Origin of the sequence: Mesorhizobium sp. M1143, assembly GCF_040318435.1 — a bacterium.
Classification (GTDB): Bacteria; Pseudomonadota; Alphaproteobacteria; order Rhizobiales; family Rhizobiaceae; genus Mesorhizobium.
Window position 1 is genome coordinate 127791 of sequence record NZ_JAMYMJ010000009.1, and the last position, 26455, is coordinate 154245.

At 63.5% G+C, this 26455-nt stretch carries 22 protein-coding genes; 13 read left to right on the forward strand and 9 right to left on the reverse strand.

All coding sequences use genetic code 11. The features are described from left to right. Nucleotides 1–60 precede the first annotated feature (60 nt). Complete coding sequence (locus tag NKH35_RS10100; protein WP_023736114.1) at nucleotides 61–2163, reverse strand: bifunctional rhamnulose-1-phosphate aldolase/short-chain dehydrogenase; 2103 nt, start codon at nucleotides 2161–2163, stop codon at nucleotides 61–63. A gap of 183 nt (nucleotides 2164–2346) precedes the next feature. On the opposite strand from NKH35_RS10100, the gene NKH35_RS10105 reads away from it, so the two are divergent. The 7 genes from NKH35_RS10105 to NKH35_RS10135 all read left to right on the forward strand — a co-directional run bounded on the left by NKH35_RS10105 (nucleotide 2347) and on the right by NKH35_RS10135 (nucleotide 9476). Then, nucleotides 2347–3150, forward strand: a complete 804-nt coding sequence (locus NKH35_RS10105; RefSeq protein ID WP_352914338.1) for a DeoR/GlpR family DNA-binding transcription regulator — start codon at nucleotides 2347–2349, stop codon at nucleotides 3148–3150. A 48-nt stretch (nucleotides 3151–3198) separates the two neighbouring features. Further along, nucleotides 3199–4194 carry a rhamnose ABC transporter substrate-binding protein gene (gene rhaS / locus NKH35_RS10110; RefSeq protein ID WP_023669661.1) on the forward strand — a complete coding sequence of 332 codons (996 nt, stop codon included), beginning with the start codon at nucleotides 3199–3201 and terminating at the stop codon, nucleotides 4192–4194. An 84-nt stretch (nucleotides 4195–4278) separates the two neighbouring features. Further along, complete coding sequence (locus NKH35_RS10115) at nucleotides 4279–5820, forward strand: sugar ABC transporter ATP-binding protein (protein ID WP_352459166.1); 1542 nt, start codon at nucleotides 4279–4281, stop codon at nucleotides 5818–5820. Next, nucleotides 5817–6794, forward strand: a complete 978-nt coding sequence (locus NKH35_RS10120) for an ABC transporter permease (protein WP_023696673.1) — start codon at nucleotides 5817–5819, stop codon at nucleotides 6792–6794. Before NKH35_RS10115 ends, NKH35_RS10120 begins: the two co-directional genes overlap by 4 nt. Then, on the forward strand, nucleotides 6791–7786 hold the full coding sequence (locus NKH35_RS10125) for an ABC transporter permease (RefSeq protein WP_023750005.1): 996 nt from the start codon (nucleotides 6791–6793) through the stop codon (nucleotides 7784–7786). Before NKH35_RS10120 ends, NKH35_RS10125 begins: the two co-directional genes overlap by 4 nt. After that, entirely contained in the window at nucleotides 7786–8103 is a 318-nt protein-coding gene (rhaM, locus tag NKH35_RS10130; RefSeq protein ID WP_023696675.1) for an L-rhamnose mutarotase, read from the forward strand. The genes NKH35_RS10125 and rhaM overlap by 1 nt, the downstream gene beginning before the upstream one ends. Then, on the forward strand, nucleotides 8100–9476 hold the full coding sequence (locus tag NKH35_RS10135) for an FGGY-family carbohydrate kinase (protein WP_023681928.1): 1377 nt from the start codon (nucleotides 8100–8102) through the stop codon (nucleotides 9474–9476). The genes rhaM and NKH35_RS10135 overlap by 4 nt, the downstream gene beginning before the upstream one ends. Here NKH35_RS10135 and NKH35_RS10140 read toward each other — a convergent pair whose 3' ends face one another. After that, nucleotides 9477–11303, reverse strand: coding sequence for an alanine racemase (locus NKH35_RS10140; RefSeq protein ID WP_352914343.1), 1827 nt, complete (start codon nucleotides 11301–11303; stop codon nucleotides 9477–9479). It lies immediately after the preceding gene. 146 nt (nucleotides 11304–11449) lie between these two features. Here NKH35_RS10140 and NKH35_RS10145 point away from each other — a divergent pair, with 146 nt between their 5' ends. Beyond that, nucleotides 11450–11659, forward strand: a complete 210-nt coding sequence (locus NKH35_RS10145; protein WP_031203497.1) for a hypothetical protein — start codon at nucleotides 11450–11452, stop codon at nucleotides 11657–11659. A 7-nt stretch (nucleotides 11660–11666) separates the two neighbouring features. Here the strand turns inward: NKH35_RS10145 and NKH35_RS10150 are convergent, their stop codons facing one another. Both NKH35_RS10150 and galE read right to left on the reverse strand, forming a co-directional pair. Further along, on the reverse strand, nucleotides 11667–12917 hold the full coding sequence (locus NKH35_RS10150; RefSeq protein ID WP_023669653.1) for a D-amino acid dehydrogenase: 1251 nt from the start codon (nucleotides 12915–12917) through the stop codon (nucleotides 11667–11669). 104 nt (nucleotides 12918–13021) lie between these two features. Continuing rightward, a complete protein-coding gene (galE, locus tag NKH35_RS10155) occupies nucleotides 13022–14017 on the reverse strand; it encodes a UDP-glucose 4-epimerase GalE (protein ID WP_023669652.1) in 996 nt (331 codons plus the stop codon). Between the two features lie 279 nt (nucleotides 14018–14296). On the opposite strand from galE, the gene hemA reads away from it, so the two are divergent. Beyond that, on the forward strand, nucleotides 14297–15574 hold the full coding sequence (gene hemA, locus NKH35_RS10160; RefSeq protein WP_023827393.1) for a 5-aminolevulinate synthase: 1278 nt from the start codon (nucleotides 14297–14299) through the stop codon (nucleotides 15572–15574). A gap of 19 nt (nucleotides 15575–15593) precedes the next feature. On the opposite strand, the gene NKH35_RS10165 is transcribed toward hemA, so the two are convergent. Both NKH35_RS10165 and mscL read right to left on the reverse strand, forming a co-directional pair. Next, entirely contained in the window at nucleotides 15594–16760 is a 1167-nt protein-coding gene (locus tag NKH35_RS10165; RefSeq protein WP_023669650.1) for a pyridoxal phosphate-dependent aminotransferase, read from the reverse strand. Nucleotides 16761–16918: 158 nt separating this feature from the next. Continuing rightward, nucleotides 16919–17338, reverse strand: coding sequence for a large conductance mechanosensitive channel protein MscL (gene mscL, locus NKH35_RS10170; protein WP_023726824.1), 420 nt, complete (start codon nucleotides 17336–17338; stop codon nucleotides 16919–16921). Nucleotides 17339–17590: 252 nt separating this feature from the next. On the opposite strand from mscL, the gene NKH35_RS10175 reads away from it, so the two are divergent. Continuing rightward, on the forward strand, nucleotides 17591–21094 hold the full coding sequence (locus NKH35_RS10175; protein WP_352496853.1) for a PAS domain-containing hybrid sensor histidine kinase/response regulator: 3504 nt from the start codon (nucleotides 17591–17593) through the stop codon (nucleotides 21092–21094). Between the two features lie 104 nt (nucleotides 21095–21198). Here NKH35_RS10175 and NKH35_RS10180 read toward each other — a convergent pair whose 3' ends face one another. Together NKH35_RS10180 and NKH35_RS10185 are read right to left on the reverse strand one after the other, a co-directional pair. Then, complete coding sequence (locus NKH35_RS10180) at nucleotides 21199–21858, reverse strand: response regulator transcription factor (RefSeq protein ID WP_023806886.1); 660 nt, start codon at nucleotides 21856–21858, stop codon at nucleotides 21199–21201. Between the two features lie 133 nt (nucleotides 21859–21991). Then, entirely contained in the window at nucleotides 21992–22426 is a 435-nt protein-coding gene (locus NKH35_RS10185) for a hypothetical protein (RefSeq protein ID WP_352914346.1), read from the reverse strand. A 105-nt stretch (nucleotides 22427–22531) separates the two neighbouring features. On the opposite strand from NKH35_RS10185, the gene NKH35_RS10190 reads away from it, so the two are divergent. Both NKH35_RS10190 and NKH35_RS10195 read left to right on the forward strand, forming a co-directional pair. Beyond that, nucleotides 22532–22882: a DUF952 domain-containing protein gene (locus NKH35_RS10190; RefSeq protein ID WP_023669645.1), complete on the forward strand. Its 351-nt coding sequence runs from the start codon at nucleotides 22532–22534 to the stop codon at nucleotides 22880–22882. Next, entirely contained in the window at nucleotides 22879–23949 is a 1071-nt protein-coding gene (locus NKH35_RS10195; protein ID WP_352914348.1) for a quinone-dependent dihydroorotate dehydrogenase, read from the forward strand. Before NKH35_RS10190 ends, NKH35_RS10195 begins: the two co-directional genes overlap by 4 nt. Here the strand turns inward: NKH35_RS10195 and NKH35_RS10200 are convergent. Continuing rightward, entirely contained in the window at nucleotides 23946–25283 is a 1338-nt protein-coding gene (locus NKH35_RS10200) for an MATE family efflux transporter (RefSeq protein WP_352521692.1), read from the reverse strand. The genes NKH35_RS10195 and NKH35_RS10200 overlap by 4 nt on opposite strands. A gap of 215 nt (nucleotides 25284–25498) precedes the next feature. On the opposite strand from NKH35_RS10200, the gene NKH35_RS10205 reads away from it, so the two are divergent. Continuing rightward, on the forward strand, nucleotides 25499–26401 hold the full coding sequence (locus NKH35_RS10205) for a histone deacetylase family protein (RefSeq protein ID WP_023732406.1): 903 nt from the start codon (nucleotides 25499–25501) through the stop codon (nucleotides 26399–26401). Nucleotides 26402–26455 lie beyond the last annotated feature (54 nt).

A 26455-nucleotide genomic window follows, 5' to 3' on the forward strand; every position in this document is an offset into this window, starting at 1 on the left:
CCTTCGGGCCACCTTCTCCCCGTATAGTGACGGGGAGAAGAGAAGCGCTCCGCCCTTAACTCAGCGCGTAAAGCTCTGCGCGTTGCCGGCGTCGACGTTGATGATGTTGCCGGTGGATTTGGCCGACATGTCGGACGCCAGGAAATAGATCGCTTCGGCGATGTCTTCGGGAAACACCGAGCGCTTCAGCATCGAGCGCGAGCGGTAGTGTTCTTCCAGATCGTCGGTCGACATCTTGTAGGCGGCGGCGCGCTGTTCCTTCCACTCGCCGGTCCAGATCTTCGAACCGCGCAGCACGGCGTCCGGATTGACGACGTTGACCCGGATCTGGGCTTCCGCGCCTTCCAGCGCCAGGCAGCGGGCGAGATGGATTTCGGCCGCCTTGGCGGTGCAATAGGCGGCGGCATTGGGTGACGCGGCAAGACCGTTCTTGGAGGCGACGAAGACGACATTGCCGCCGATCTTCTGGGCCCGGAACAGCCGGAAGGCTTCGCGCGAGACCAGGAAATAGCCGGTCGACAATATGTCCATGTTCTTGTTCCACAGCGCCAGCGTCGTCTCCTCGATCGGCGCCGAGGAGGCGAGGCCTGCGTTGGAGACGAGAATATCAATGCCGCCGAACTCGACGGCTGTCTGGGCGAAGCCGGAAATCACCTGCTCCTCCGCGGTGACGTTGATCAGCACCGGCCGGACGAAGTCCTTGCCATAGGCTTTCGCCAGTTCGTCGTTGGCGTTGGCAAGTGCGGTCTCGTCGATATCGGCCAGCACGACGCAGGCGCCTTCGCGCAGCAGGCGATTGGCGGTGGCGCGGCCGATGCCGCCGGCGCCGCCGGTGACCAGCGCGATTTGGCCGGCGAGCGACTTCGGCTTCGGCATGCGCTGCAGCTTCAAATCCTCGAGCAGCCAGTATTCGATGTCGAAGGCCTCCTGCGCCAGCAGGCCGACATAGGACGAAACGGTCGAGGCCCCGCGCATGACATTGATGGCGTTGACGTAGAATTCGCCAGAGATGCGGGCGGTGGCCTTGTCGCCGGCGAAGGTGAACATGCCGACGCCGGGCATCAGGTAGACCACGGCGTTGGGGTCACGGATCGGGGGCGAGTCCGGATGCTTGCAGCTGTCGTAATAGGCCTGGTAGCCGACACGGTACTCAGCAATATCGTCGGCGAGGCGCGCAATCACGGCTTCGACGTCGGGCTTCGCTGGGTCGAACTCGATAACCAGCGGGCGGATTTTTGTGCGCAGGAAATGATCCGGGCATGAGGTACCGAGTGCCGCCAGCGGGCGCAAATCCCTGGAGTTGACGAATTCGAGCACAGCGGCGGAATCGTCGAAATGGCCGAGCTTGTGGCTCTTCTCCGAAATCAGGCCGCGGATCCTCGGCATCAGTCTCGCCGCGATGGCGCGGCGCTCAGCGGCGTCGAGCGATTTGACGACTTCGCCGCCGAAGATGGCGAGACCCTCGGAGCGGCGCTCGAACCATTCGATCGCCTGGTTGATGACCGAGATCGTCGTCTCATAGCACTCCTTGGGTGTGTCGCCCCAGGTGAACAAGCCGTGGCTTTCGAGGATGACGCCCTTGGCCTCGGGGTGTTCGACGCAGAATTTCTCCAGCCAGAGGCCAAGTTCGAAGCCCGGCCGCTTCCACGGCAGCCAGCCGATGGCGTCACCGAATATCTCCTTGGTCAACGCCTTGGAATCCTTGGCCGCGGCAATCGCGATAATGGCATCGGGATGCATGTGATCGACGAACGGCTTCGGCACATAGGCGTGCAGCGGCGTGTCGATCGAGGCCGCGCGCGGGTTGAGATTGAAGGTGCAGTGGGGAAGATAGCCCACCATGTCGTCCTCATGCGCGACGCCGCGATAAAGGCCTTTCAGCGCCTGCAGTTTGTCCATGTAAAGCGTGGCGAAACCGTCCAGCTTGATCGAGGCGCTGTCGCCGCCCGAGCCCTTGACCCATAGCACTTCGACTTCGGCGCCAGAGAGCGGGTCCTTCTGCCGGATCTTGGACGAGGTGTTGCCGCCGCCATAATTGGTGACACGCTTGTCGGAGCCGAGCGTGTTGGAGCGATAGACCAGAAGCTCAGGCTCGCTCAGCCCCTTGGCTTTAGCATCGTCCCAAAGGTTGGCAAGGCGCGAGCCGGAGCGCTTGTCGAGCATGATTATCCTCCCTGGGACGCAAAAGGCGCGGTCCATTTTGCCGGAAATGTCTACGCAAGCATCTCGGTTGTCAATCATAAACGATCAAGATCGATCATATTGCACTGCACAATGAAATTATATGAGCGGAAATGATTGACACTGGTGGTTTTCTAGTGCCTCATGACCATGCAGGGAGGAACCATGCACGAAAAAGAGCGCCACAGGATCATTCTGTCCGCCGTCCAGGAAAAGCCTGTGGTGACGGTGCAGGAGATGGTCGACCTGACGGACTCCTCCGAGGCGACGATCCGGCGCGATATCGCGGCTCTTCATGTGCAAAAGCGCCTGCGTCGCGTGCGTGGCGGCGCCGAGGCGATCTCGCCACCGCAGTTCATCGGCCTCGCCGGCCGGCCCTTTTCCGTCAACGAAACGCTCAATGCTTCGCAGAAGCGCGCGATTGCGCGCGAAGCGGTGGAGCTGTGCAAGGACGGCGAACCGATCATCATCAATGGCGGCACCACCACCTTCCAGATGGTGCATTTCCTGACCGGGCGCCGCATGCCGATCTTCACCAATTCGTTCCCCATCGCCGAGCACCTGCTCAAGCATTCGAAGAACACCGTCATGCTGTCGGGCGGCACCATCTACCGCGAGCAGAACATCATCCTCTCGCCCTTCGACAATGACGTGACGCGTAATTTCTACGCGCGCCGCATGTTCATGGGCGCTCAAGGGCTGGGGCCGCTTGGCCTGATGGAAGGCGATCCGCTTTTGATCCAGGCGGAGCAGAAACTGATCGACCAGGCCGACGAACTGGTGGTGCTGGTCGACTCATCGAAATTCCGCCAGCGCTCGAGCCTGATCCTGTGCGGGCTGAAGCGCATCGCCACCGTCATCACCGATGACGGCATCGAGGATCGCGAAGCCAACATGCTGGAGGCCGCGGGTGTGACGCTGATCGTCGCCCGCAGATCGGCGAAGGAAGAATCCTCGCTGCAGGCCTGAGGCCAACCGCAGCGACGATGGAATGCAACGCTCAAGGGAGGAAATACGATGAGCTTTCTGAAGAAATTGATGGTGACGGCCGCGTTCTCGGCCGCCATGTTCGTGAATGCCGCCTATGCCGAGAACGTCAAGATCGCGCTGGTGGTAAAGTCGCTCGGCAACGGCTTCTTCGACGCCGCCAACAAGGGCGCCGAAGAGGCGGCCAAGGAACTCGGCGATGTCGATATCATCTACACCGGCCCGACCAAGGCGACCGCCGAAGCGCAGATCGAAGTGGTCAATTCGCTGATCGCGCAGAAGGTCAACGCCATTGCGATTTCGGCCAATGACGCTGACGCGCTGGTGCCGGTGCTGAAGAAGGCGATGGAGCGCGGCATCACCGTCATCTCGTGGGATTCGGGCGTCGCCAAGGAAGGCCGCCAGCTGCATCTCAACCCGTCCGACACCGGCCTGATCGGCGAGACCATCATCAAGCTGGCCGCCGACTATCTGCCGGAAGGCGGCGAAGTCGCCATTCTGTCGGCTTCGTCGACCGCGACCAACCAGAACGCCTGGATCGACGCGGCCAAGAAGATCCTGCCGGAGAAATTCCCCAAGATCAAACTCGTCGCCACCGTCTATGGCGATGACGATTCGGCCAAGAGCACCGACGAAGCCAAGGGCCTGCTGAAATCCTATCCGAACCTCAAGGCGATCATCGCGCCGACCACCGTCGGCGTCGTTGCCGCTGCCCAGGTCGTCACCGACGCGAACCTGATCGGCAAGGTCAATGTCACCGGTCTCGCGCTGCCGTCGGAGTTCAAGAAGTTCATCGACAACGGTTCCAGCCAGGCGGTTGCCCTCTGGAATCCGATCGACCTCGGCTACTCCGCCGTCTACCTCGCTCATGATCTGGCGGTGAAGAAGGAAGAGGCAAAGCCGGGCGCAACGCTGTCGATCGGCCGCGTCGGCAAGGTCACGCTCGATGACAGCAACTCGGCTGCGATGGCTCCGCCCTTCCAGTTCGACAAGTCCAACATCGAAAAGTTCTCCAAGATCTATTGATCTCGGACGTCTCGGACCAAGCGCGGCGGGACCAAAATCCCGCCGCGACTTTAAACGGACCTTGTTTCAGGGCTTGATACGGATATGGACACGACAGCCCAGCACGGCATTGCGAAGGAGGAGCCCACGGGTCCTGCCCCGCGCCTGACGCTGTCCGGCGTCTCCAAAAGCTTTCCCGGCGTGCGCGCGCTGCACAATGTCAGCCTGTCGCTTTACCCCGGCCAGGTTACGGCGCTGATCGGTGAAAACGGCGCCGGCAAGTCGACGCTGGTCAAGATCATGACCGGCATCTACCAGCCGGACGCCGGCACGATCAGCATTGACGGCCAGGCCGTCACCCTGCCCAGCGCGCATGCCGCCTTCGGCCACGGCGTCACTGCCATTCATCAGGAAACCGTGCTGTTCGACGATCTGAGCGTCGCCGAAAACATTTTTCTCGGCCATGCGCCGCGCACGCGGCTAGGCACCATCGACTGGCGCACCATGCGAAAACACGCGCGCGAAGTGCTCGACACCATGCATGCCGGCCATATCGACGCCGATGCGCGGCTGAAAGACCTCGGCATCGCCAACAAGCATCTGGTAGCGGTTGCTCGCGCGATGTCGATCGATGCGCAGATCGTCATCATGGATGAGCCGACCGCAGCCCTTTCGATGAAGGAGATCGAGGAGCTTTTCCTGCTGATCGAATTCCTCAAGGAGGAAGGCAAGGCGATCCTGTTCATCAGCCACAAGTTCGACGAGATCTATCGGATCGCCGATCGCTACACCGTGTTCCGCGACGGCGAGATGGTTGGCGAGGGCCTTATCAAGGATGCCGGCCAGAGCCAGATCGTGCGCATGATGGTCGGCCGCTCGGTCGATCACATCTTTCCGCAACGCAACGCCGAGATCGGCGCGCCGGTGCTGTCGGTCGCTGGCCTTTCGCACCCGACCGAATTCAACGACATCGGCTTCGAACTGCACAAGGGCGAGATCCTCGGTTTCTACGGCCTTGTCGGCGCCGGGCGGTCAGAGGTGATGCAGGCGATATCGGGCATCACCCGCATATCGGGTGGAACGATCACGCTGGAAGGCAAGACGATCACGCCGAAATCGGCGGCGGATTCCATCGAAGCCGGCATCGTCTATGTGCCGGAAGAGCGCGGCAAGCAGGGCGTGGTGATCGGCCTGCCGATCTTCCAGAATGTCTCGCTGCCTTCGCTGAAGCGCACCTCCAAATCCGGCCTGCTGCGATTGTCGGAAGAATTCGCGCTCGCCCGCTCCTACACCGAGCGGCTTGACCTCAGGGCCTCCTCGCTCAGCCAGGATGTCGGCACGCTGTCGGGCGGCAACCAACAGAAGATCGTCATCGCGAAATGGCTGGCGACGGCGCCCAAGGTGATCATCCTGGATGAGCCGACCAAGGGCATCGACATCGGCTCCAAGGCCGCCGTGCACGGCTTCATGGCCGAGCTCGTCGCGCAGGGCCTGTCGGTGATCATGGTGTCGTCGGAACTGCCGGAGATTCTGGGCATGTCCGACCGCGTCGTCGTCATGCGCGAAGGGCTGGTTGCGGCGGTCTACGATAATAAGGGGCTGGACGCCGAAACGCTGGTCCGGACGGCAGCGGGGATCGCGGCATGAAGGCTCTCCTTAAATACCGCGAGATCTGGCTGGCAGCGGCGATCGTCGTTTTGATTGCTCTGATCTCGACGCGTTTCCCGGCCTTTGCCGACCCCGGCAATCTCGCCCAGGTGTTCAACGACACCTCGATCCTGATGATCCTGGCGCTGGGACAGATGGTCGTCATCCTGACCCGCTCGATCGACCTGTCGATGGCCTCCAACCTGTGCTTCACCGGCATGGTGGTGGCGATGCTGAACGCCGCGAATCCGGCGATCCCTATCCCGCTGCTGATCGTCATTGCGCTGGCCGTCGGACTGGTGCTCGGCGCCATCAACGGGCTGCTGGTGTGGCGGCTGAACATTCCGTCGATCGTGGTGACGCTGGGCACGCTCACCATCTATCGCGGCGCCACCTTCGTCCTCTCCGGCGGCGCCTGGGTCAATGCCGACAAGATGAGCCCGGACTTCATCGGCTTCCAGCGCGCAGCTTTCCTGGGCATTCCGGTTCTGTCCTGGATCGCCATACTGGTCATCGCGCTGTTCTTCGTGGTGATGACGCGAACCGCGCTTGGCCGTTCGATCTATGCCATCGGCGTCAACCCGACGGCGTCGGTCTATGCCGGCATCGATGTCGGCCGAACCAAATTCATCGTCTTCTGCATTTCCGGCATGATCGGCGGGCTCGCCGGTTATCTCTGGATTTCTCGTTATGTCATCGCCTCGGTCGAGGTCGCCAATGGCTATGAACTCAATATCATCGCCGCCTGCGTCATCGGCGGCATTTCGATTGCCGGCGGCATCGGCTCGGTCGGGGGCGCGGTGTTAGGGGCGCTGTTCCTCGGCATCATCTCCAACGCACTGCCGGTGATCAACATCTCGCCATTCTGGCAGATGGCGATTTCAGGCAGCGCCATCATCCTGGCCGTCGTGCTCAACGCGCGCGGCGAACGCCAGCAGGGGCGGATCATTCTGAGGAAGGCGGAGGCGGCATGACCGACACCCCCGCCCCGCGCCACATTCCAGACCGGCTCGACAAGCCGCTCTCTTCAGCGATCTTTTCCTGGGAAGCGCTGCTGGTCGTCGTGGCGGTCGCCATCTTCGCCATCAACAGTTTCGCATCGCCCTATTTCCTCGATGCCTATTCGCTGTCGGACCTGACCTTCAATTTCACCGAGAAAGGCCTGATCGCCTTCGCCATGGCGCTGCTGATCATTTCGGGCGAGATCGACCTGTCGGTCGCCGCCATCATCGCGCTCGCCTCGACCATGATGGGCATGGCGGTACAGGCCGGCGCCGACACGCCGGTGCTGGTGGCTATCGGCATCGTCGTCGGGCTCGGTTGCGGCGCCTTCAACGGCCTGTTGGTGACGAGGCTCGGCCTGCCGTCCATCGTCGTTACCATCGGCACGATGAGCCTGTTTCGCGGCATTGCCTTCATCATCCTCGGTGACCAGGCCTACAAGGGCTATCCCGAGAGTTTTGCTTTCTTCGGCCAGGGCTATGTCTGGTGGGTGGTGTCGTTCGAACTGGTGCTCTTCCTCATCGCGGCCGTCGCCTACTGGTTCCTGCTGCATCGCACCAGCTTCGGCCGCCGTGTCTTTGCCATCGGCAACAATCCGGTCGCGGCACAGTTTTCCGGCGTTCGTGTCGGCCGCATCAAATTCATCCTGTTTTGCCTGACAGGGCTGATGGCCGGCATCGCCTCGGTGCTGATCACCTCGCGGCTCGGCTCGACGCGACCGTCCATCGCGCAGGGCTACGAGCTTGAGGTCATCACCATGGTGGTGCTGGGCGGCGTCAGCATTCTGGGCGGCTCCGGCAGCATTTTAGGCGTCGTGCTCGCCGCCTTCATCATGGGGCTGGTGACCTTCGGCCTCGGCCTGCTCAACGTGCCCGGCATCGTCATGTCGATCTTCATCGGCCTGCTCTTGATCGTCGTCATCGCGCTGCCGATCGTCTGGCGGCGGCTGCGTGGTAACGGCTGATGCCTGAGAAATACGCCTTCAAGATGCAGCTCAAACCCGGCATGAAAGCCGAGTACAAAAAGCGCCACGATGAGATCTGGCCGTCGCTGGTGGCGCTGCTGAGAGAGGCCGGCGTCGCCGATTATTCGATCCATCTCGATGAAGACACCAACATCCTGTTCGGCGTGCTGTGGCGGCGCGACGACCATGGCATGGCCGACCTGCCGAAGCACCCGGTGATGCAGCGCTGGTGGGCGCACATGGCCGACATCATGGAGACCAGGCCGGACAACCAACCAATGGCCATCCCCCTGGAAACAATGTTCCATATGGCATGAGTGCGCTGCGCCACATCGCCGTCATCGACATCGGCAAGACCAACGCCAAGGTGGCGCTGGTCGATCTCGTCACGCTGAGCGAAGTGGGGTTGCGCCGCATGGCGAACGCGCCGCTGCGGCAAGCGCCCTACCCGCATCACGATGTCGAGTCGCTGTGGAGGTTCATCCTCAACAGCCTTGCCAGCCTCAACCGCGAACAGCGTATCGAAGCGATTTCGATCACCACGCATGGTGCGACCGGCGTGCTGGTCGACGCAGCGGGCGAACTGGTGCTGCCTGTCCTCGACTATGAGTTCGACGGCCCCGACAGGCTGGCTACAGAGTATAGTGCGATCCGTCCGCCCTTCATTGAGACTGGGACGCCGCGCCTGCCGCTCGGCCTCAATCTCGGTGCGCAATTCTTCTGGCTTGAGAAGCGTTTTCCCACCGAATTCGCCAGGGCCGCCGCGATGCTGATGTATCCGCAATACTGGGCGCTGCGCCTGACCGGCGTTGCCGCCAACGAGGTGACCTCGCTCGGCTGCCACACCGATCTGTGGAGCCCTTGGGAGGCGGACTTTTCCTCGATGGTCGACAGGCTGGATTGGCGCAGGCTGATGGCGCCGGTGCGGCCGGCCAGGGACCAGCTCGGCCCGATCCTGCCGGCGCTTGCCGCGCGCACCGGGCTCGATCCGCAGACCCCGGTTTTCTGCGGACTGCACGATTCCAACGCCTCCCTATTGCCGCATCTTCTGTCCGACGAGCCGCCCTTCTCGGTCGTCTCGACCGGCACCTGGGTGGTATCGATGGCGGTCGGCGGCAGAGAGATTGCGCTCGATGCTGCGCGCGACACGCTGGTCAATGTCAGCGCGCTGGGCGACCCCGTGCCCTCGGCGCGTTTCATGGGTGGCCGTGAGTTTTCCCAGCTGACCAAGGACAAGCCGCAGGACTGCAGCGGCAGCGAGGTGCTGGCCGTTCTGACAAAAAAGATGCTGCTTTTGCCTTCTACCCAGCAGGGATCAGGACCGTTCCCGCACCATGCCGCGGCATGGCTTGGTGCCGAGGGCATCAGCAAAGGCGAGCGGTTCGCCGCCATTTCCTTCTATCTAGCACTGATGACGGCGACCTGCCTCGAGCTGATCGGCGCCGACGGCCCGACCACCGTGGAAGGACCGTTTGCTCGCAACCGGCTCTTTGTCGGCATGCTGGCGGCAGCGACCGCGCGCATCGTCATCGCCTCCGAGGCGGCCACCGGCACCAGCATCGGCGCGGCACTGCTCGCATCCGATCAGCCAGTGACGCACGGCAAGGGCGAAAGAATTGAGCCGCAGACCGACCCGGTCTGGGCGGCCTATGTCACCGCGTGGCGCGCGGCAGTCGACGCGCAAGGCTGATCACAAAATCCGCTTGCCAAAGGCCGACATGACGAAGTTGATGGCGTCGGCGCCGATCCGCGGCTCCAGACCGGCGGTCAGCCCGGAAACATCCATCGACAGCAGACCGCCGGACAGCGAGATCGCCTCCATTGCCTGATGCGTCTCGCGCACCGTCAGCCCGCCCGAGCCCGCAGCCCAGCCGGCGAATTCGGTCGCCGTCGGCGAATAGCTGAGATGGAAGCCTTGCGTGCCCGAGGTGGCGATGCGGATCGCCTCGTGCATGAGGTCGCGCATGCCCATGGCGTCGATGTCGGTCATGGTGAAGGCCGAGACACGCGAATCCTTGAGCACCCTTGCCTCCGCCGGATCGGCATGGCGCAGGCCCACGATGACGACATTTTCCGGCGACAGCTGCGGCTGCAGCGCGCCGGGCTTGTGATCGAGACCGAGCGCGCGGGCCAGCACCGAGACTTCAGGCATGTCTTCGGCCTCCTCGTCCTCGGGCATCAGGGCGGCGAGGGAATCGATCCAGATCAGGCCGAAGGAATGCGTGGCGCGCGCCGTTGCGGTCAGCGCCTTGTGGGCGATACGGCGATCTGCGCCGGCGGCGAGACGGACGAGGCCCGAGGGCGGCCGCTCGACGTCGGCGAGTTCGACCACGTCGAAATTCATTGCCTCCAGCCGCGCGCCGGTTCCCTCGCGGGCGATAATCCCGCCGGCTCCCGGTTCGGCCGAGATCGACACCATCTTGCGGCCGGAGAAATCCGCGACGTCGTGCATCGGCGCCTTCTCGACATATTCCGAGGTCATCGCCAGAAGCATGGCGCCATAATTCATGCGGAAGGCGACGCGGTCGCCGACGGTGGGTCGCGGATCGGCATCCTGCACATCGAGCAGCAGATGGTCGCTGGAAGCGCCGAGCACCCTCACCCCTTTGGCGATCGGCGTCAGCCCTTCCACCAGCACGTCCTCGCGGCCTATATTGGCGATGGCGCGCAGCCGGTCGCCCTCGTCGGCAAAGACCGGCTGGTTGCCGAAGGCGTCGTAGCCGGATGTGCCGATCGGCCGCGAAGGCTTGAGTTTGACCTCGATGATGTCGCTGGTCAGCCGGCAGGCATCGGGTTCGAGTTCGGGCCACGGCACGTCGCGAAAGGTTTCGACACCGCCTTGCAGGATCGCCTCGCCCACGCGCAGATTGTTGATGCCGGGCGGCAGCTTGCCTTCGAGCAGCAGCGTCAGCGATGACGAGGCGCCGCCGGAAATGAAGTCGAGGCTTTTGCCGGACAGGCGCTCGGTCTTGTAGGCATGGGCGACGAGTTGGCCAAGGTTCTCCGGGGTCGGCATTATGGCGCCGAAGCAGCCGAGATTGGTGCCGATGCCGGCGATGCGCACGCCCTTGAATTCCAGGATCTGCTCGACGGTGGGGATCAGGTCGCTTGGCCAGATGCCTTCGCGGAGATCGCCGAGATCGATCATCAGCATGATGTCGTGGACGCGGCCCATGCGCTCGGCAATGCGCGATATCTCGCGGATGGTGGTCAGTTCCGACTGCAGGCTGATGTCGACGGTGCGCACGACCTCCTCGACGCGCGCCATGGGCGGGCTGCGCAGCAGCATGACCGGCGCATTGATGCCGCTGTCGCGCAGCCGGCGGATGTTTTCGAAGCGCGATTCCGCGATGCCGGCAACACCGCCGCGCAGCATGGCCCGCGCCACTTGCGGCATGCCGCATGTGCCCTTCGTAACTCCGAACACCTTGATGCCGGACAGCGCGCAGCGCTCGACGATGGTGCGGGCGTTGCGCTCGATGCGGCCAAGGTCGATAGCGACTTGCGGTCCCGACATTTCGTCACTCAGGGTTTGTAGAATCTGTCAGCCAGATGCATCTTCCAGATCGTCGTACGATATTTGTCAAACTTTGCGCAGTGACGGCCTCAATGTTGGAAACCAGAGCAATTGTATGTGGGCACGTCTTTCGATCGGAGAGGCCGGTGACGCTGGTCGTTCATCATTTCGATGGTGAGTGGCAACTGACCTGCGGCGAACATGATCATCCCGCGGACTGTGGAGATTTCGAAGTTATCGGTCTCGGCCATTTGACCTCCAGGCAGGAAAACTTGGCACAGATTGGCCAGCTTGAGCGCGGATGGCTTGCCGAATGGGTGCACGGCGAATGGACTCGATGCCAACACGACGACTAGAGCTCCCTCAGTTCCCGTAGACCAGCCCTTGCGGGTCGATCTCCGGCTTGCGGCCGGCGACGAGGTCGGCCAGGAACTTGCCCGAGCCGCAGGCCATGGTCCAGCCGACATGGCCGTGGCCGGTGTCGAGGTAAAGGTTCTTGTATTTCGCCTTGCCGATGACCGGCACCGAGTTGGGCATCATCGGCCGCAGACCTGCCCACAACAGCGCCTTCTTCTCGTCGAAAGCGCCAGGGAAAAGGTCTTTGCCGGTGCTCAGCATGGACTTGAAGTCGCTGGGCTTGAAGCTGCGGTCGAAGCCGGTGAACTCGGCTGTCGAGGACATGCGCAGGCGGTTTCCGAGCCTGGAGTAGCCAACCAGCCGGTCCTCGTCGGCGCCGCCCATGGTCGGTCCCTTGCTCTCGTCCTCCAGCGGGATGGTCGCGCTATAGCCTTTAACCGGATAGACGGGCAGGTCGATACCGTAGCGGCGACCGATCAGGCCGCTCTCGGGGCCCATGGCGATGACGACGGCGTCGCCCGTCACCGGGCCGGCCGATGTCATGACCGCACGTACCCAGTCGCCCTCTATGTCGAGCCCCTCGACCGTGGTGTCGAACAGGAATCTGACGCCAAGCTTTTCGGCAGCATAGGCGGCGAGCCCGTCGACGAATATCCTGGAATCCCCGGTCTGGTCGATCGGCGAATAAACGCCGCCGGCGATCTTTTCCTTCACGCCCGCGAGCCCGGGCTCAAGTTCGACCAGCCGGTCGCGGCCCACGATCTCGATCGGCAGGCCATGCTTCGCCAGAAACTGGTAGTTGTCGGTGCCGGTGTCGAGGCTGTGCTGCGAGCGGAAGAAATAAAGAATGCCCTTCTTGCGCTCGTCATAGTGGATGCCGGTGGCGTCGGAGAGCGCGTTGATGCAGTCGCGCGAATAGAGCGCCAGGCGCAGTTTGACCTGGCTGTTGGCGCGCAGGCGCGCCACCGTGCACTGGCGCAGGAAGCGCAGGCTCCAGGCGAGGAAATAAGGATCGAAGCGCAGCCTGACCTTGATGCCGAGATCATGGTTCCAGAGCGCGCGCAGGAAGGTCTTCAGCGCCGCTGGCGAGGCCCAGGCGGTGGCGTCGCCCGGCGACACCAGACCGGCATTGGACTGGCTGGTGCCGCGCGCCGGCGCCGGATGGCGCTCGATAACGGTGACCTCATGGCCGTCGGCGGCCAGATAATACGCGGCCGCGGTGCCGACAACACCGGCTCCAAGCACCGTTATCTTCATGCCACCCCCCAAAGCTCTTCGCGGCGCAGCGCCTCCACGCCGCATCGCCAATGCCTTCAATAGCGCTTCGCCGCGCGCCTTGCGAGCCCTCGGAAGTGCCCGGCTCAGCCCCGCGCGGAGTTCTTGCCGGTGAGGATGCGCTCCCAGGCGAGCGCATCGGCGACGATCTGGTCGAGGTCGTCGCGTTGCGGGGTCCAGCCGAGTTCGGCGCGTGCAAGGTCCGAATTGGCAACCACGGCGGCGGCGTCGCCGGGGCGCCGGTCGCCCATCTTGACCTCGAAATCCCGGCCGAAGGCGCGCCGCACGCTGTCGATGACCTCGAGCACCGAATAGCCGTGGCTGTAGCCGCAATTGGCGACGAGGCTGCCGCCGCCGGCGCGCAGCCGCTGCAGCGCCAGCCGATGCGCCGCGGCCAGGTCGCTGACATGGATATAATCGCGCATGCAGGTGCCGTCCGGCGTCGGATAATCGGTGCCGAACACCTGCATGAAGGGGCGTTTGCCGAGCGCGGTCTCGCAGGCGACCTTGATCAGATGCGTGGCGCCAGGCGTCGACTGACCCGTCCGGCCCCTGGGGTCGGCGCCGGCGACGTTGAAGTAGCGCAGGGCCGTGTAGCGCAAGGGATGCGCAAGCGCTGCGTCGCGCAGCATCCATTCGCTCATCAGCTTGGACAGGCCGTAGGGCGATTCCGGCGCCAGGCGGGCATCCTCGCGCACCGGCTCCAGGCCGGCGCCGCCATAGACGGCGGCGGTCGAGGAGAAGATGAAATGCGGCACGCCCTCTCGTACCGCGGTTTCGATCAGCGTGCGCGTCTTCGAGGTGTTGTTCTCGTAATAGGCGAGCGGATCGGCAACCGATTCCGGCACCACGATGGAACCGGCGAAGTGGATGATCGCGTCGACCTTGTTATCCCGGATGATCTGGCCGACCAATTCCCTATCGGCGACATCGCCGACGACCAGCTTGGCCTCCGGCGCCACCGCCCATTCGAAGCCCGTGGAAAGGCGGTCGAGAACGACGACGCTCTCGCCGGCATCCAGCAGTTCCCAGACCATGTGGCTGCCGATATAGCCGGCGCCGCCCGTTACCAAAACCGTCATCCGCGTCCTCTTTTACTCGTAATTTGTCGGAAACTGTCTCAATCACCGCCTTACTGGAAAGCCTGCGGCAAGGCCATTAGAAACGCCTGAATGTTAAATCCGTAACAGTCTCACCGGCCTGTGGCATCGTACGGACACAAAATTGATCCACATCAAGGGAATAGGCCACGATCTGGCATCGTTAGGAACAGGCTTGGGGCGTGGCATTTTGACCAAAACGGCCCGGTGGACGACGAATGGGCCAACGATTATGATCCCGCGCAAAACTGGGAAGGCGACATGAACTATCAGCGGTTCTTCGAGGAAGCGATCGACCAGCTCCACGCCGAGCGGCGCTACCGGGTTTTCGCCGATCTCGAGCGCATTGTCGGCAAGTTTCCGCGCGCCATCTGGCGTTCAAACGGCCGCGCCGAGGAAATCACCGTCTGGTGCTCCAACGACTATCTCGGCATGGGCCAGAACCCCGATGTCATTGCCGCTTTCCAGAACGCGGCCGGCAAGATGGGTTCGGGCGCCGGCGGCACCCGCAACATTTCCGGCACCTCGAACCCGTTGGTCGAACTCGAGCTGGAACTGGCCGACCTGCACGACAAGGAAGCCGCGCTCGTCTTCACCTCCGGCTTCGTCTCCAACGAGGCCTCGATCTCAACCATTGCGCGGCTTTTGCCCAATTGCCTGATCATTTCGGACGAGCTCAACCATGCCTCGATGATCGAAGGCGTACGGCGCTCGGGCGCCGAAAAGAAGATTTTCCGCCACAACGACGTCGCGCATCTCGAAAGCCTGCTGCAGGTCGCGGGCCGCGAACGCGCCAAGCTGATCGTGTTCGAGAGCGTCTATTCGATGGATGGCGACATCGCGCCGATCAAGCAGATCGTCGAGCTCGCCGAACGCTACAACGCCATGACCTATATTGACGAGGTCCATGCCGTCGGCATGTACGGACCGCGCGGCGGCGGCATCACCGAGCGCGAGGGGCTGGCCGACCGCATCGACATCATCGAAGGCACGCTGGCCAAGGCGTTCGGCACGCTGGGCGGCTATATCGCCGGCAACAGCGCCGTCATCGACGCGGTGCGCTCCTATGCGCCGGGCTTCATCTTCACCACGGCGCTGCCGCCGGCCGTCGCCGCCGCCGCCACCACGTCCATCCGCCACCTCAAGCGCTCGCAGGCCGAGCGCGATGCGCAACAGCACCAGGCGTCGCGGACCAAGGAGGTTCTGTCTGCAGCTGGCCTGCCGGTGATGGAATCGCCGACACACATCGTGCCGGTGCTGGTCGGTGACCCCGAACTCTGCAAGATGGCCAGCGACCGTCTGCTCGGCGTGCACGGCATCTACATCCAGCCGATCAACTATCCGACCGTGCCGCGCGGCACCGAGCGGCTGCGCATCACGCCGACGCCGTTCCATACCGATGCGCTGATTGCGGGACTGCAGGACGCGCTGGTCGAGACATGGGATGCGCTGGGCATTCCCTATGGCTCCGCAGGGCGGCCCACTGTCACCAAGAGCGACCGGATTGTGCCGCTGCTGGTGCCGAAGTCGGGCGGCTGAAGCCGCCGCCCATTTAACCTCAAACCGTCCTCATCCATCCCGCCAGCCGGTGTGCCGCTTCCTCGAGCTGGTCGAGGCGGCGGTGGAAGCACAGGCGCAAAAACGCCTCTCCGCCAGGGCCGAAGGCGGTGCCCGGCGCGAGGCCGACATTGGCCTTGTCGACAATGTCGAAAGCGGCCCGGCGCGGATCGGTGATGCCGTCTACCGTGAAGAACAAATAGAACGCGCCTTGCGGCACGGTGAAGCGCGCTTTGCCGGTTGCGCCGAGAATATCGCAGACCAGGTCGCGCGCTTTCCTGGCGCGCTCCACCTGCTCGACGATGAAGGCATCACCGTGGTCCAGCGCCGCGACGGCGCCGCGCTGCATGAACTGGGCGACGCCTGAGGTCGAATACTGGATCAGGTTCTCGAACACCTGCTGCAGCTCGGGATGGGTCTTGATCCAGCCGACGCGCCAGCCGGTCATCGCCCAGTTCTTGGAAAAGGAGTTGACGAACAGGATGCGGTCTTCCGCGGTCGAAATGTCGAGGAAGGACGGCGCACGGCCGTGGCCGTAGTGGAACAGCGAATAGATCTCGTCGGCGATGATCCACAGGCCCTTTTGGCGGGCGAGATTCAGGATCGCCTGCAGCGTTTCCTTATCGGCCGTCCAGCCGGTGGGGTTCGATGGCGTGTTGACGAACAGCGCCTTGGTGCGCGGCGTGACCGCGGCTGCAATCTTGTCGACATCGCAGGACCAGCCATTGCCCGACTGGTCGAGCGTGACCGCAACCGGGGTAGCGCCGGAAATACCGGCGGCGGCGGCGAAATTCGGCCAGGCCGGGGAGAGATAGACCACCTCGTCGCCGCTGCCGGCGACCGCGGCTAATGCCAACTGAATGGCATGCATGCCGGAACCGGTGGCGATGAATTCCTCTTCGGCGAAGCTCTTGCCGAAATGCCTGGCATAGTAGCGAGAAAGCGCTTGCCTCAGCTCCGGAATGCCTTTCTGCCAGGTATAGAAGGTCTCGCCATTGGCGAGCCCCTTGGCGGCGGCTTCCGAAATGAAGGCAGGCGTCGGCAAATCGCCTTCACCGGCCCAGAGCGGGATCATGCCCTCGCGCGTACGGCCGTAATTGACGACGGCGACAATGCCGCTTTCGGGGGCGGCCACCGCTTCGGCGCGCAAGCTATCGATCAGGGTCATGAACAGGTCCGTTTTGATGTCTGCTTTGATGCATGTCATTATCCAGAACCGCTGCGCACTTATGGGCGACATGCATTGGCGGATGCTCTTAGCAGATACGGCAACAGAAAACCCCGGCCGCGAACGACCGGGGTTTTGGTCCAGAAATCTGGCCTTGTCTATTTCCTGGCGAGGAGATCGCGAATTTCGGTGAGCAGTGCGACGTCAGCCGGCGGCGGAGCCGCAGGTGCGGCCGGCTTCTCGCGCTCGAGCCGCTTGCGCATGTTGTTCACGGCCTTGACCATAAGGAAGATGATGAAAGCCAGGATGACGAAATTCAGCGCCACGGTGATAAAATTGCCGTAGGCGAACACCGCGCCTTCCTTACGCGCTTCGGCAAGATTGGTCGAATGCACTGTTGATGAGAGGCCTATGAAGTAGTTGGAAAAGTCGACGCCACCAAGTGCGCCGATGAAAGGCATGATGATGTCATTCACAAGAGAATCGACGATCTTGCTGAAGGCCGCGCCGATGATGACGCCGACCGCAAGGTCCATCACATTTCCTTTGGAAATGAATTCCTGGAATTCTTTCAGCATTCGACCCTCCTTGTCATGACGGACCGCGCTGCCGCCGTCCCTCCGGCGTCGGCCCGTGCGCACCATAACAAAAACCTGCGGTTGCAACAGAAGCAAAAGCTGGAAAACACCGCTTTCTCCTTACCTTAGGTCACGGTTCGACAGGGCGGCGTCGCGGCCATGCGCCGGAAAGCCGCGATGGACTTGACCTTAGAGCTGTGATTGCCTCTGGGCAGGCCGGGGTGAAAGCTGGCCTAGGAGGATTTTCGGGCCGTGCAGGGCTGGTTCATCGTCATCATTGCGGTCGCCTATGTAACGCTGCTGTTCGTCATCGCCAGCCTCGGCGACCGGCGTTCAACGGCGCTGGGACCCGGCCGCGCCCGGCCCTTCATCTATGCGCTCAGCCTCGCCATCTACTGCACCTCCTGGACCTTCTTCGGCTCGGTCGGCCTGTCGTCCGAGCGCGGCCTCGAATTTTTGGGCATCTACACCGGGCCGGTGCTGGTGTTCGTGTTCGGCTTTCCGCTGCTCAATCGCATCGTGCGGCTGGCCAAGAGCGAGAAGATCACCTCGATCGCCGACTTCCTCGGCGCGCGCTACGGCAAGAGCTTTGCCGTCTCGGCGATCGCCACGCTGATCGCCACCATCGGCGCGGTGCCCTATATCGCACTGCAATTGAAGGCGATCTCCGGTTCGGTAGGCCTGATGGTCGAGCATTATACGGGATCGCCGCCCTCCTTCGATCCCTTCGTCAGCGACATCTCGCTGGTGGTGGCCATGCTCTTGGCGCTGTTTGCGGTGCTGTTCGGCACCCGCCATGCCGACGCCACCGAGCACCAGGACGGGCTGGTGCTGGCGGTGGCGGTCGAAACCGTGGTCAAGCTCGCCGCCTTCCTGGCGATCGGCCTGATGGTCACCTTCCTGATCTTCGGTGGCCCGGGCGACATGATCGACAAGCTGGCCGAAAACAGCCAGGTGCGGCAAGCCATGGGCTACAACACCTCGCTCGCCACCTGGCTGGTGCTGACTTGCCTGAGCGGCTTTGCCATCATCATGCTGCCGCGCCAGTTCTACGTCACCATCGTCGAGAACCGCGGCGAGGCCGAACTGCGCACCGCGACCTGGGTGTTTCCGCTCTATCTCGTGGCGATAAACCTGTTCGTGCTGCCGATCGCCTTCGCCGGCCTGGCGCTGGTCGGCGCCAAAACCACCAGTGACCTCTATGTGCTGGCGCTGCCCTTGTTCGGCGGCCATGACTTCCTCGCCATGGCCGCCTTCATCGGTGGGCTGTCGGCGGCGACCGCCATGGTGATCGTCGAAAGCGTGGCGCTGTCGATCATGATCTCCAACGACCTCGTCATCCCGCTGTTCGTGCGCCGCCTGCTCAAGACCACGACCTCTGAGAATGAGGATTGGTCGACGCTGATCCTCAACGTGCGGCGCGGCGCCATCTTCATCCTGTTGTTCATCGCCTTCCTCTACTACCGCGAAAGCACCAACTCGGCGCGGCTGTCGTCGATCGGCCTGATGTCGTTCGCGGCAATCGCCCAATTCGCGCCGGCGCTGATCGGCGGGCTGATCTGGCGCGGCGCCAATGGCCGCGGCGCGGCCCTTGGCATGGTCGCCGGCATCCTCGTCTGGGGCTATACGCTGCTTTTGCCGTCGCTCTCGGCAGCCGACGCGGACATCGTCGTGCAGGGGTTGTTCGGTTTCGAGGCGCTGCGGCCGCAGGCTCTGTTCGGCACCGTCGCCGAACCGTTGAACCACGGCGTGCTCTGGAGCCTGTCGGTCAACACGCTGTTCTTCGTGCTCGGCTCGCTGTCGCGCGCGTCAGTGCCGCTGGAGCGGATCCAGGCGTCGATCTTCGTGCCGCGCGAATCCGGCCCGATGCCCAGCCTGCGCCGCTTCCGCACCGCCATCACCGTCAACGTGCTGAAGGACACCATCTCGCGCTACCTCGGCGTCGAGCGCACCGAGCGCTCCTTCCAATCCTTCGAGAAAAGCAATGGCGTCTCGCTGCACGGCAATGAGCAGGCCAGCATGGATGTCATCCGCTTTTCCGAGCAGCTGCTGGCGAGCGCGGTCGGCTCGTCTTCGGCGCGGCTGATCCTGTCGCTGCTGTTTCGCCGCAACGACCGCGAGTCCAAGGACGCCTTTCGCCTGCTCGACGACGCCACCGAAGCGCTGCAGCACAATCGCGACCTGCTGCAGATCGCGCTCGACCAGATGGAGCAGGGCATCACCGTATTCGACCGCGATTTTCGTCTGATCTGCTGGAACAGACAATATCGCGCGCTGTTCGACCTGCCCGACGAGATGGGCCAGGTCGGCGTGTCGCTCGACCGCATCCTGCGCCACCTCGCCGAGCGCGGCGATATTCCGGCCGACCAGCGCGTGGCGATGCTCAACCGGCTGACCAGCTTCGTCAGCCCATGGCAGATGGAGTTGAAGACCAGTGGCCGTATCCTCGAACTGCGCTCCAACCCGATGCCGGACGGCGGAATCGTCGCCACCTATGCCGACATATCAGGACGCGTCGAACAGGATTTGGCGCTGAAGCGGGCCAATGAATCGCTGGAGCAGCGGGTCAAGACGCGGACCATCGAACTGACTAGGGTCAACGAGGAGTTGACCCGGGTCAATGAGGAGCTGGCGCAGGCGCAGATGCTGGCCGAGGAGGCCAATCTGGGCAAGACGCGCTTCCTCGCCGCCGCCGGCCACGACATCCTGCAGCCGCTGAACGCCGCCCGTCTCTACTGCTCGTCGCTGATCGAAAAGGCCGGCAAGGGCCCGGCCGGGAAGGCTGCTATCAACATCGAATCCTCGCTGGAATCGGTCGAAACGATCCTGGGCGCCGTGCTCGACATTTCCCGCCTCGACGCCGGCGCGATGAAACCCGATGACAGCGCCTTCCGCCTGGACGGGCTGCTGCGCCAGATCGGCAATGATTTTCAGCCGCTCGCCGCCGAAAAGAAACTCGATCTGACGATCATAGCCTCGTCGCTCAGCGTGTTGACGGACCGCAACCTGCTGCGCCGGCTGATCCAGAACCTGGTCTCCAACGCCATCAAGTACACCCCCCATGGCCGCATCCTGGTCGGCGTGCGACGGCGCGGCGAACTCGCCGAAATCCAGGTGATCGACACTGGCATCGGCATTGCCGGCGACAAGCTGAACACGGTCTTCAACGAGTTCACCCGGCTGGACGAAGGCGCGCGCGAGGCCGAAGGTCTCGGCCTTGGCCTGTCCATCGTCGACCGCATCGCGCGGGTGCTGCGGCTCGAGATCCAGATCTTTTCCAACCCGGGCAAGGGTACGCGCTTTTCCGTTATCCTGCCGGTTGCGGCGGTTGAGGCGCCGCGGCGCGAGGTCGAGCCGAAGGCGCCTGCCCGCACCGCGAATTCGCTGGCCGGCCTGCGCGTCATGTGCATCGACAACGACGCCCGCATCCTCGACGGCATGCGGCTTCTGCTCGAGGGCTGGGGCTGCAGCATCGGCACGTTTTCGGGTTCGGAGGATTTTGGCAGGGCCGATCGTCCCGACATCGTGCTTGCCGACTATCATCTCGATGGCAGAAGCGGCCTCGACATCATCGCCCGCCTGCGTGACATCCATGGTTCGGACCTGCCGGCCGTGCTGGTCACCGCCGACCGCTCCACCGAGGTCCGTGCCGCTGCCGCCGCCCTGGACGTGCCGGTGATCAACAAGCCGCTGAAGCCGGCCGTGCTGCGTTCCATGATGGCAAGGGTCAGGCCGCTGGCATCGGCGGCCGAGTAGGGTTCAATGCATGTCGCCCAGAAGTGTGCCCCGGTTCTGGGACCACGACATGCATCGAACAAGAGCTAAAGCGGGTCGCATGAATCCGTTCAGCGCGATGCGCTTTAGCCTGCTGGCTGCAACGGATCGCTGCCGATCTTGGACAGCTGGATCACCGCCTGGGTGCGGCTGTCGACGCCGAGCTTTTGCAGGATGGCCGAGACATGCGCCTTGACCGTCGCTTCGGAGACGCTGAGTTCGTACGCGATCTGCTTGTTGAGCAGGCCTTCGGCCAGCATGCCGAGGACACGCGTCTGCTGCGGCGTCAGCGCCTGCAGCCGCTTGATCAGGTCGGATATTTCGGGGTCGCGCTCGACGCCGAGGTCGATGCCGACGGGTGCTGCGATGTCGCCGGCCAGCACCGTCTGCACGGCGCTGCGGATTTCCTCCATGCTGGCCGATTTGGAGATGAAACCGGACGCGCCGAGATCGAGCGCGCGCCGGATGGTCACCGGGTCGTCGTGCGCCGACACCACCACCAGCGGCACCGCCGGGTGGATGCCGCGCAACGCGATCAGACCGGACAGGCCGCTGGCGCCCGGCATCGACAGGTCGAGCAGCACCAGGTCGACATCCTCATTGGCCACGACCAGGGCCTTGGCGCTTTCGAAATCGCCGGCCTCGTGAATGGCGGCGACATCGCCGACGCCGGCAAGCGCCTCTTTCAAGGCGCCGCGGAACAGCGGATGGTCGTCGGCAATGACGAAGGTGTAGCCCGACGGCAAATGTTCCTCCCCAAATCCCGTTGTTGCCCAAACTTCGTTATCGATTGACGGCTTTTACGGGATCGGACGATTATGCGGCGAAGCGCTTTGTTTTCAAGCGGCAATGGCCGGACGGCACTTTGCGCCGGGCAGCTCAGGTCTTTTGCGAGTTGAGCTTGGCGCCGTCGCCATTGTCCTTGTCCATCTCCTTGACGATGCCCATGAAGCCACGCAGCATGCGCTCCATATAGCTCATCGTCTTGTCGAAATCCTCTTCGCTCGGCAATTTCGACTCGAGACGGGCCGACAGCGAATTCTCCAACCTGGCGACGCGTTCGTCCATTGCCTTCATCGAGGCCTGCAAACGGTCGACTTCGTCCTGGAAGGCGGCGCGTTCGTCGGCGGCCATCTTGCAGACGAGCTGGCCGGAGCGCTCCTCGCAGATCGACATGGCGCCGGTCCGGGTATCCATGCGGACATAGCCGTTGGCCGTTTTCTCCAGCCGGTAGTGGTCGGTCTCTTCGGACCAGGCCGACGCCGCGACCAGCGAGACCAGTGCGGCGGGGATCAGTATGTGCTGCAGACGCATGTTCCATCCTCCACGAGCCAGTATGCGCAACCTATCACAGCTTTGCGCCGTAAATGCGGACGAGTTGCCCTTCCCCGCATGATCGGTTCGGATTATAGCGCAACCATGTCTCAGATTATCTACAAGATCGCGCCCGAAGCGCTTTGGCGCGAGGCCGAGAAAAACGGCCGTTTCACCGGCGCTCCGATCGATATCGCCGACGGCTTCATCCATTTCTCCACCGCTGATCAGGTCAGGGAGACGGCGGCGAAGCATTTCGCCGGCCAGATGGATTTGCTGCTGATCGCCATCGACGGGGCGCTGCTCGGTGACGCGCTGAAATACGAGGTCTCGCGGGGCGGCGCGCTGTTCCCGCATCTCTATGGCGTGCTCGATATGAGCGCCGTGCTGTGGGTGCGGCCACTGCCGCTCGGGGCCGACGGCGCCCATCAATTCCCGGCGCTGGAGGCCGAATGATCGTGTTCGATCGCATCGGCCAGAAACTGCTGTTCACCTTCGATCCGGAAACGGCGCATGGCATGTCGATCGCGGCGCTGCGATGCGGTCTGCCGGTCGGCGCGCGGACGGTGCGCGACGACAGGTTGAAGCTCAGCCTCTGTGGCATCGCCTTCCCCAATCCGCTCGGCATGGCCGCAGGCTATGACAAGAATGCCGAGGTGCCTGACGCGCTGCTTGGCCTCGGCTTCGGCTTTGCCGAAGTCGGCACCGTGACGCCGCTGCCGCAGGCCGGCAATCCGAAGCCGCGCATTTTCCGGCTGACGGAGGATGACGCGGTGATCAACCGGCTGGGTTTTAACAATGGGGGCCACGAAGCGGCCGAGATGCGCCTTGCCGCCCGCAAAGGACGCGTCGGCATTGTCGGCGTCAACATCGGCGCCAACAAGGACAGCGCCGATCGTGTCCGTGACTATGAGTTGGGCGTTTCCCGTTTTGCGAAATACGCCAGCTATCTCACCGTCAACATCTCGTCGCCCAACACGCCCGGCCTGCGCACCATGCAGGCACGCGAACAGCTCGGCGAACTTCTGGCTCGCGTCGTATCGGCGCGTGCCTCGGCATCGGCCCAGCCACCAATCTTCCTCAAGATCGCACCTGATCTGGTCGAGGCCGAGCTGGAGGACATCGCCGCCGAGGTCAGCGAAAAGCAGATCGACGGGGTCATCGTCTCCAACACGACGCTGGCGCGGACCGGATTGCGTAGCACCACCAGCGAGACCGGAGGGCTCTCCGGCAAGCCGCTGTTCGAACGCTCGACCATCGTGCTGGCCAAGATGCGCAAATTGCTCGGGCCGGAGCGCGCCATTATCGGCGTCGGCGGCGTCGATTCGGCCGAGACCGCGCTGGAAAAAATCCGCGCCGGCGCCGATCTCGTCCAGCTCTACACCGGCATGATCTATGCCGGGCCGGCGCTGCCGGGGCGCATCCTTGCCGGGATGGTGCGATTTGCCGACAAGGAGCGGCTGAAATCATTGCGCGAACTGCGCGACAGCCGGCTCGATGAGTGGGCTGCCAGGCCGCTCTAAAACGCCGTGCGCAACCGGAGCCGCAGGACGGCCAGCAGGCTGAAGCCGCGCACCAGCAGGAAAACGTGCAGCGCCGCCCACAGGCCGTGATTGCCGAGAGACGGCGCCAAGCTGAACAATGCGGCGCTGAAGGCCAGGAACGACACCAGCATCATGTTGCGCATCTCGCGCGACCAGGTAGCGCCGATGAAGACGCCGTCCATCTGGAAGGCCAGCACGCCGCTCAGCGGTGTCAGTGCCGCCCACGGCAGATAGATGTCGGCAACAGCACGAACATCCGGCGACGTGGTGATCAACGAAATCAGGCCGGCGCCGCCGAGCCAGAAGATCAGCGTGGCGGTTCCGGCGAGGCCGAACCCCCAGAACAAGGTCAGACGCACCGCCCGGCGGAACGCCGTCTCGGCGCGTGCGCCGATCGCGCGTCCCGCCAACTGCTCGGCGGCTGTGGCAAAACCGTCGAGGAAATAGCCGGCGACGAGAAAGAAGTTCATCAGCACGGCATTGGCGGCCAGCGTCAGCGTGCCGAACTGCGCGCCTTGGCGGGTGAACAGCGCGAAGGCGGCGAGCAGCGAGAACGAGCGGATCATGATATCGCGGTTGAGCGACAGCATGCGCAGGAAAGCGGGCATGTCGAGCAGGCGATGCCGCGGCAGGCGGGGTGCGGCCCGGAACCGCCAGACAACGATGGCGAGACCCAACAGCATGGCCAGACATTCGCCGGTGACGGTCGCCCAGGCCACGCCGGCGACGCCCCAGCCAAGCTTCAGGCCGAGCAGGATGCAAAGCACGATGTTGATGCCGTTGAGCACCGCCTGCAGCATCAGCCCAATCCCGCCCTCGCCGCGCCCAAGGACATAGCCGAGGATGGCGTAGTTGATCAGCGTGAAGGGGGCGGCGAGCATTCTGATGTGGATATAGACGCCCATCGCTTCGCCGACGCGCGCCTCGCCGCCGATGAATTTCTGGCCGGCGATGGCGATCAGCGGCGCAAGGACGACAAGCACGATGCCGGCGGCGACCGCGATCAGCACGGCGCGCCAGAACACCGCCTGCTCCTCCAGTTCGTCGCCGCGCCCGAACGCCTGGGCGACGAGGCCGGTGGTGCCGGAGCGCAGGAAATTGAAGGTGCTGAAGACGACGTCGAAGACCAGCGCCCCGGCCGCCAGGCCGCCGAGCAGGGCGGCATCGCCGAACTGCCCGACCACAGCCGTGTCGACGATGCCAAGCAGCGGCGTCGTCAGATAGGCGAGCGTCATCGGCACGGCGATGGCGAGCACCGAACGGTTGGTGACGGCGAAGGGTCTCGCGTCGGCTGGGGTTGCACCCGTGTCCAGGGGATTGCTGCCTTGCTGATTGCGGCTTGATCGAACAGCCGATGTGCCCCATTTTCCGGCCACCGCGCAATCACTCTTGCCGTGACGGCCAACCGAAATGTTCTTCTGGCGCGAGCCCGCCGGACCCGAGTATTGGTTTTAAGCAATTCCCAAGGGGAAGCGCTACGCGCTCTCCTGCGAAAACCGCTGCACACTTTGCTGGAATTGCTTTAGCCATGCCCCTGCAGATCGTCCATCACCCCGACTACGATGCCGGCTTCGCCGTCAATCATCGCTTTCCGATGAGCAAATATCCGCTGCTGATGCAGGCCTTGCATATCAGTGGTCTGATCCACGCCGATGCGCTGTCGATGCCGGAGCCGGCGCCGGCCTCCTGGCTGAAGCTCGCCCATGCGGCTGATTATGTCGACCAAGTCATCACGTGTTCGGTGCCTGAAAAGATCGAGCGCGAGATCGGCTTTCCCGTGGGTCCGCGCGTTTCGCTCAGGGCGCAACTCGCCGCCGGTGGTACGGTGCTGGCCGCACGGCTGGCGCTTATCAACGGCATTGCCTGTAACACTGCCGGCGGCAGCCACCATGCGCGGCATGCGCAAGGCGCGGGCTTCTGCACTTTCAACGATGTCGCCGTCGCTTCGCTGGTGCTGCTAGCCGAAGGTTCCGCCCAAAAAATCCTGATCGTCGATCTCGATGTGCATCAGGGCGACGGCACGGCGGATATACTGAGTGACGAACCACGCGCCTTCACCTTCTCCATGCATGGCGAGCGCAATTATCCGGTGCGCAAGATTGCCTCCGATCTCGACGTTGCGCTGCCGGACGGCACCGGCGATGGCGCCTATCTCGAGCGGCTGGGCGCCCTCCTGCCGGAGCTCTCGGCCAAGGCGCACTGGGACATCGTCTTCTACAATGCCGGCGTCGACGTGCATGCCGAGGACCGGCTCGGCCGGCTATCGCTCAGCGATGACGGCGTGCGTGCCCGCGACGCCATGGTGATCGGTCATTTCCGCGCGCTGGGCATCCCGGTCTGCGGTGTCATCGGCGGCGGCTATTCGACCGATGTCGCAGCGCTGGCCGCGCGCCACGCCATCCTGTTCGAGGTGGCGTCGGACTTTGCCTGAGTGGCCTTCGGTTTGAGCACAATCTTTTCCGAAAACCGGTTGCCACTTTTCGGG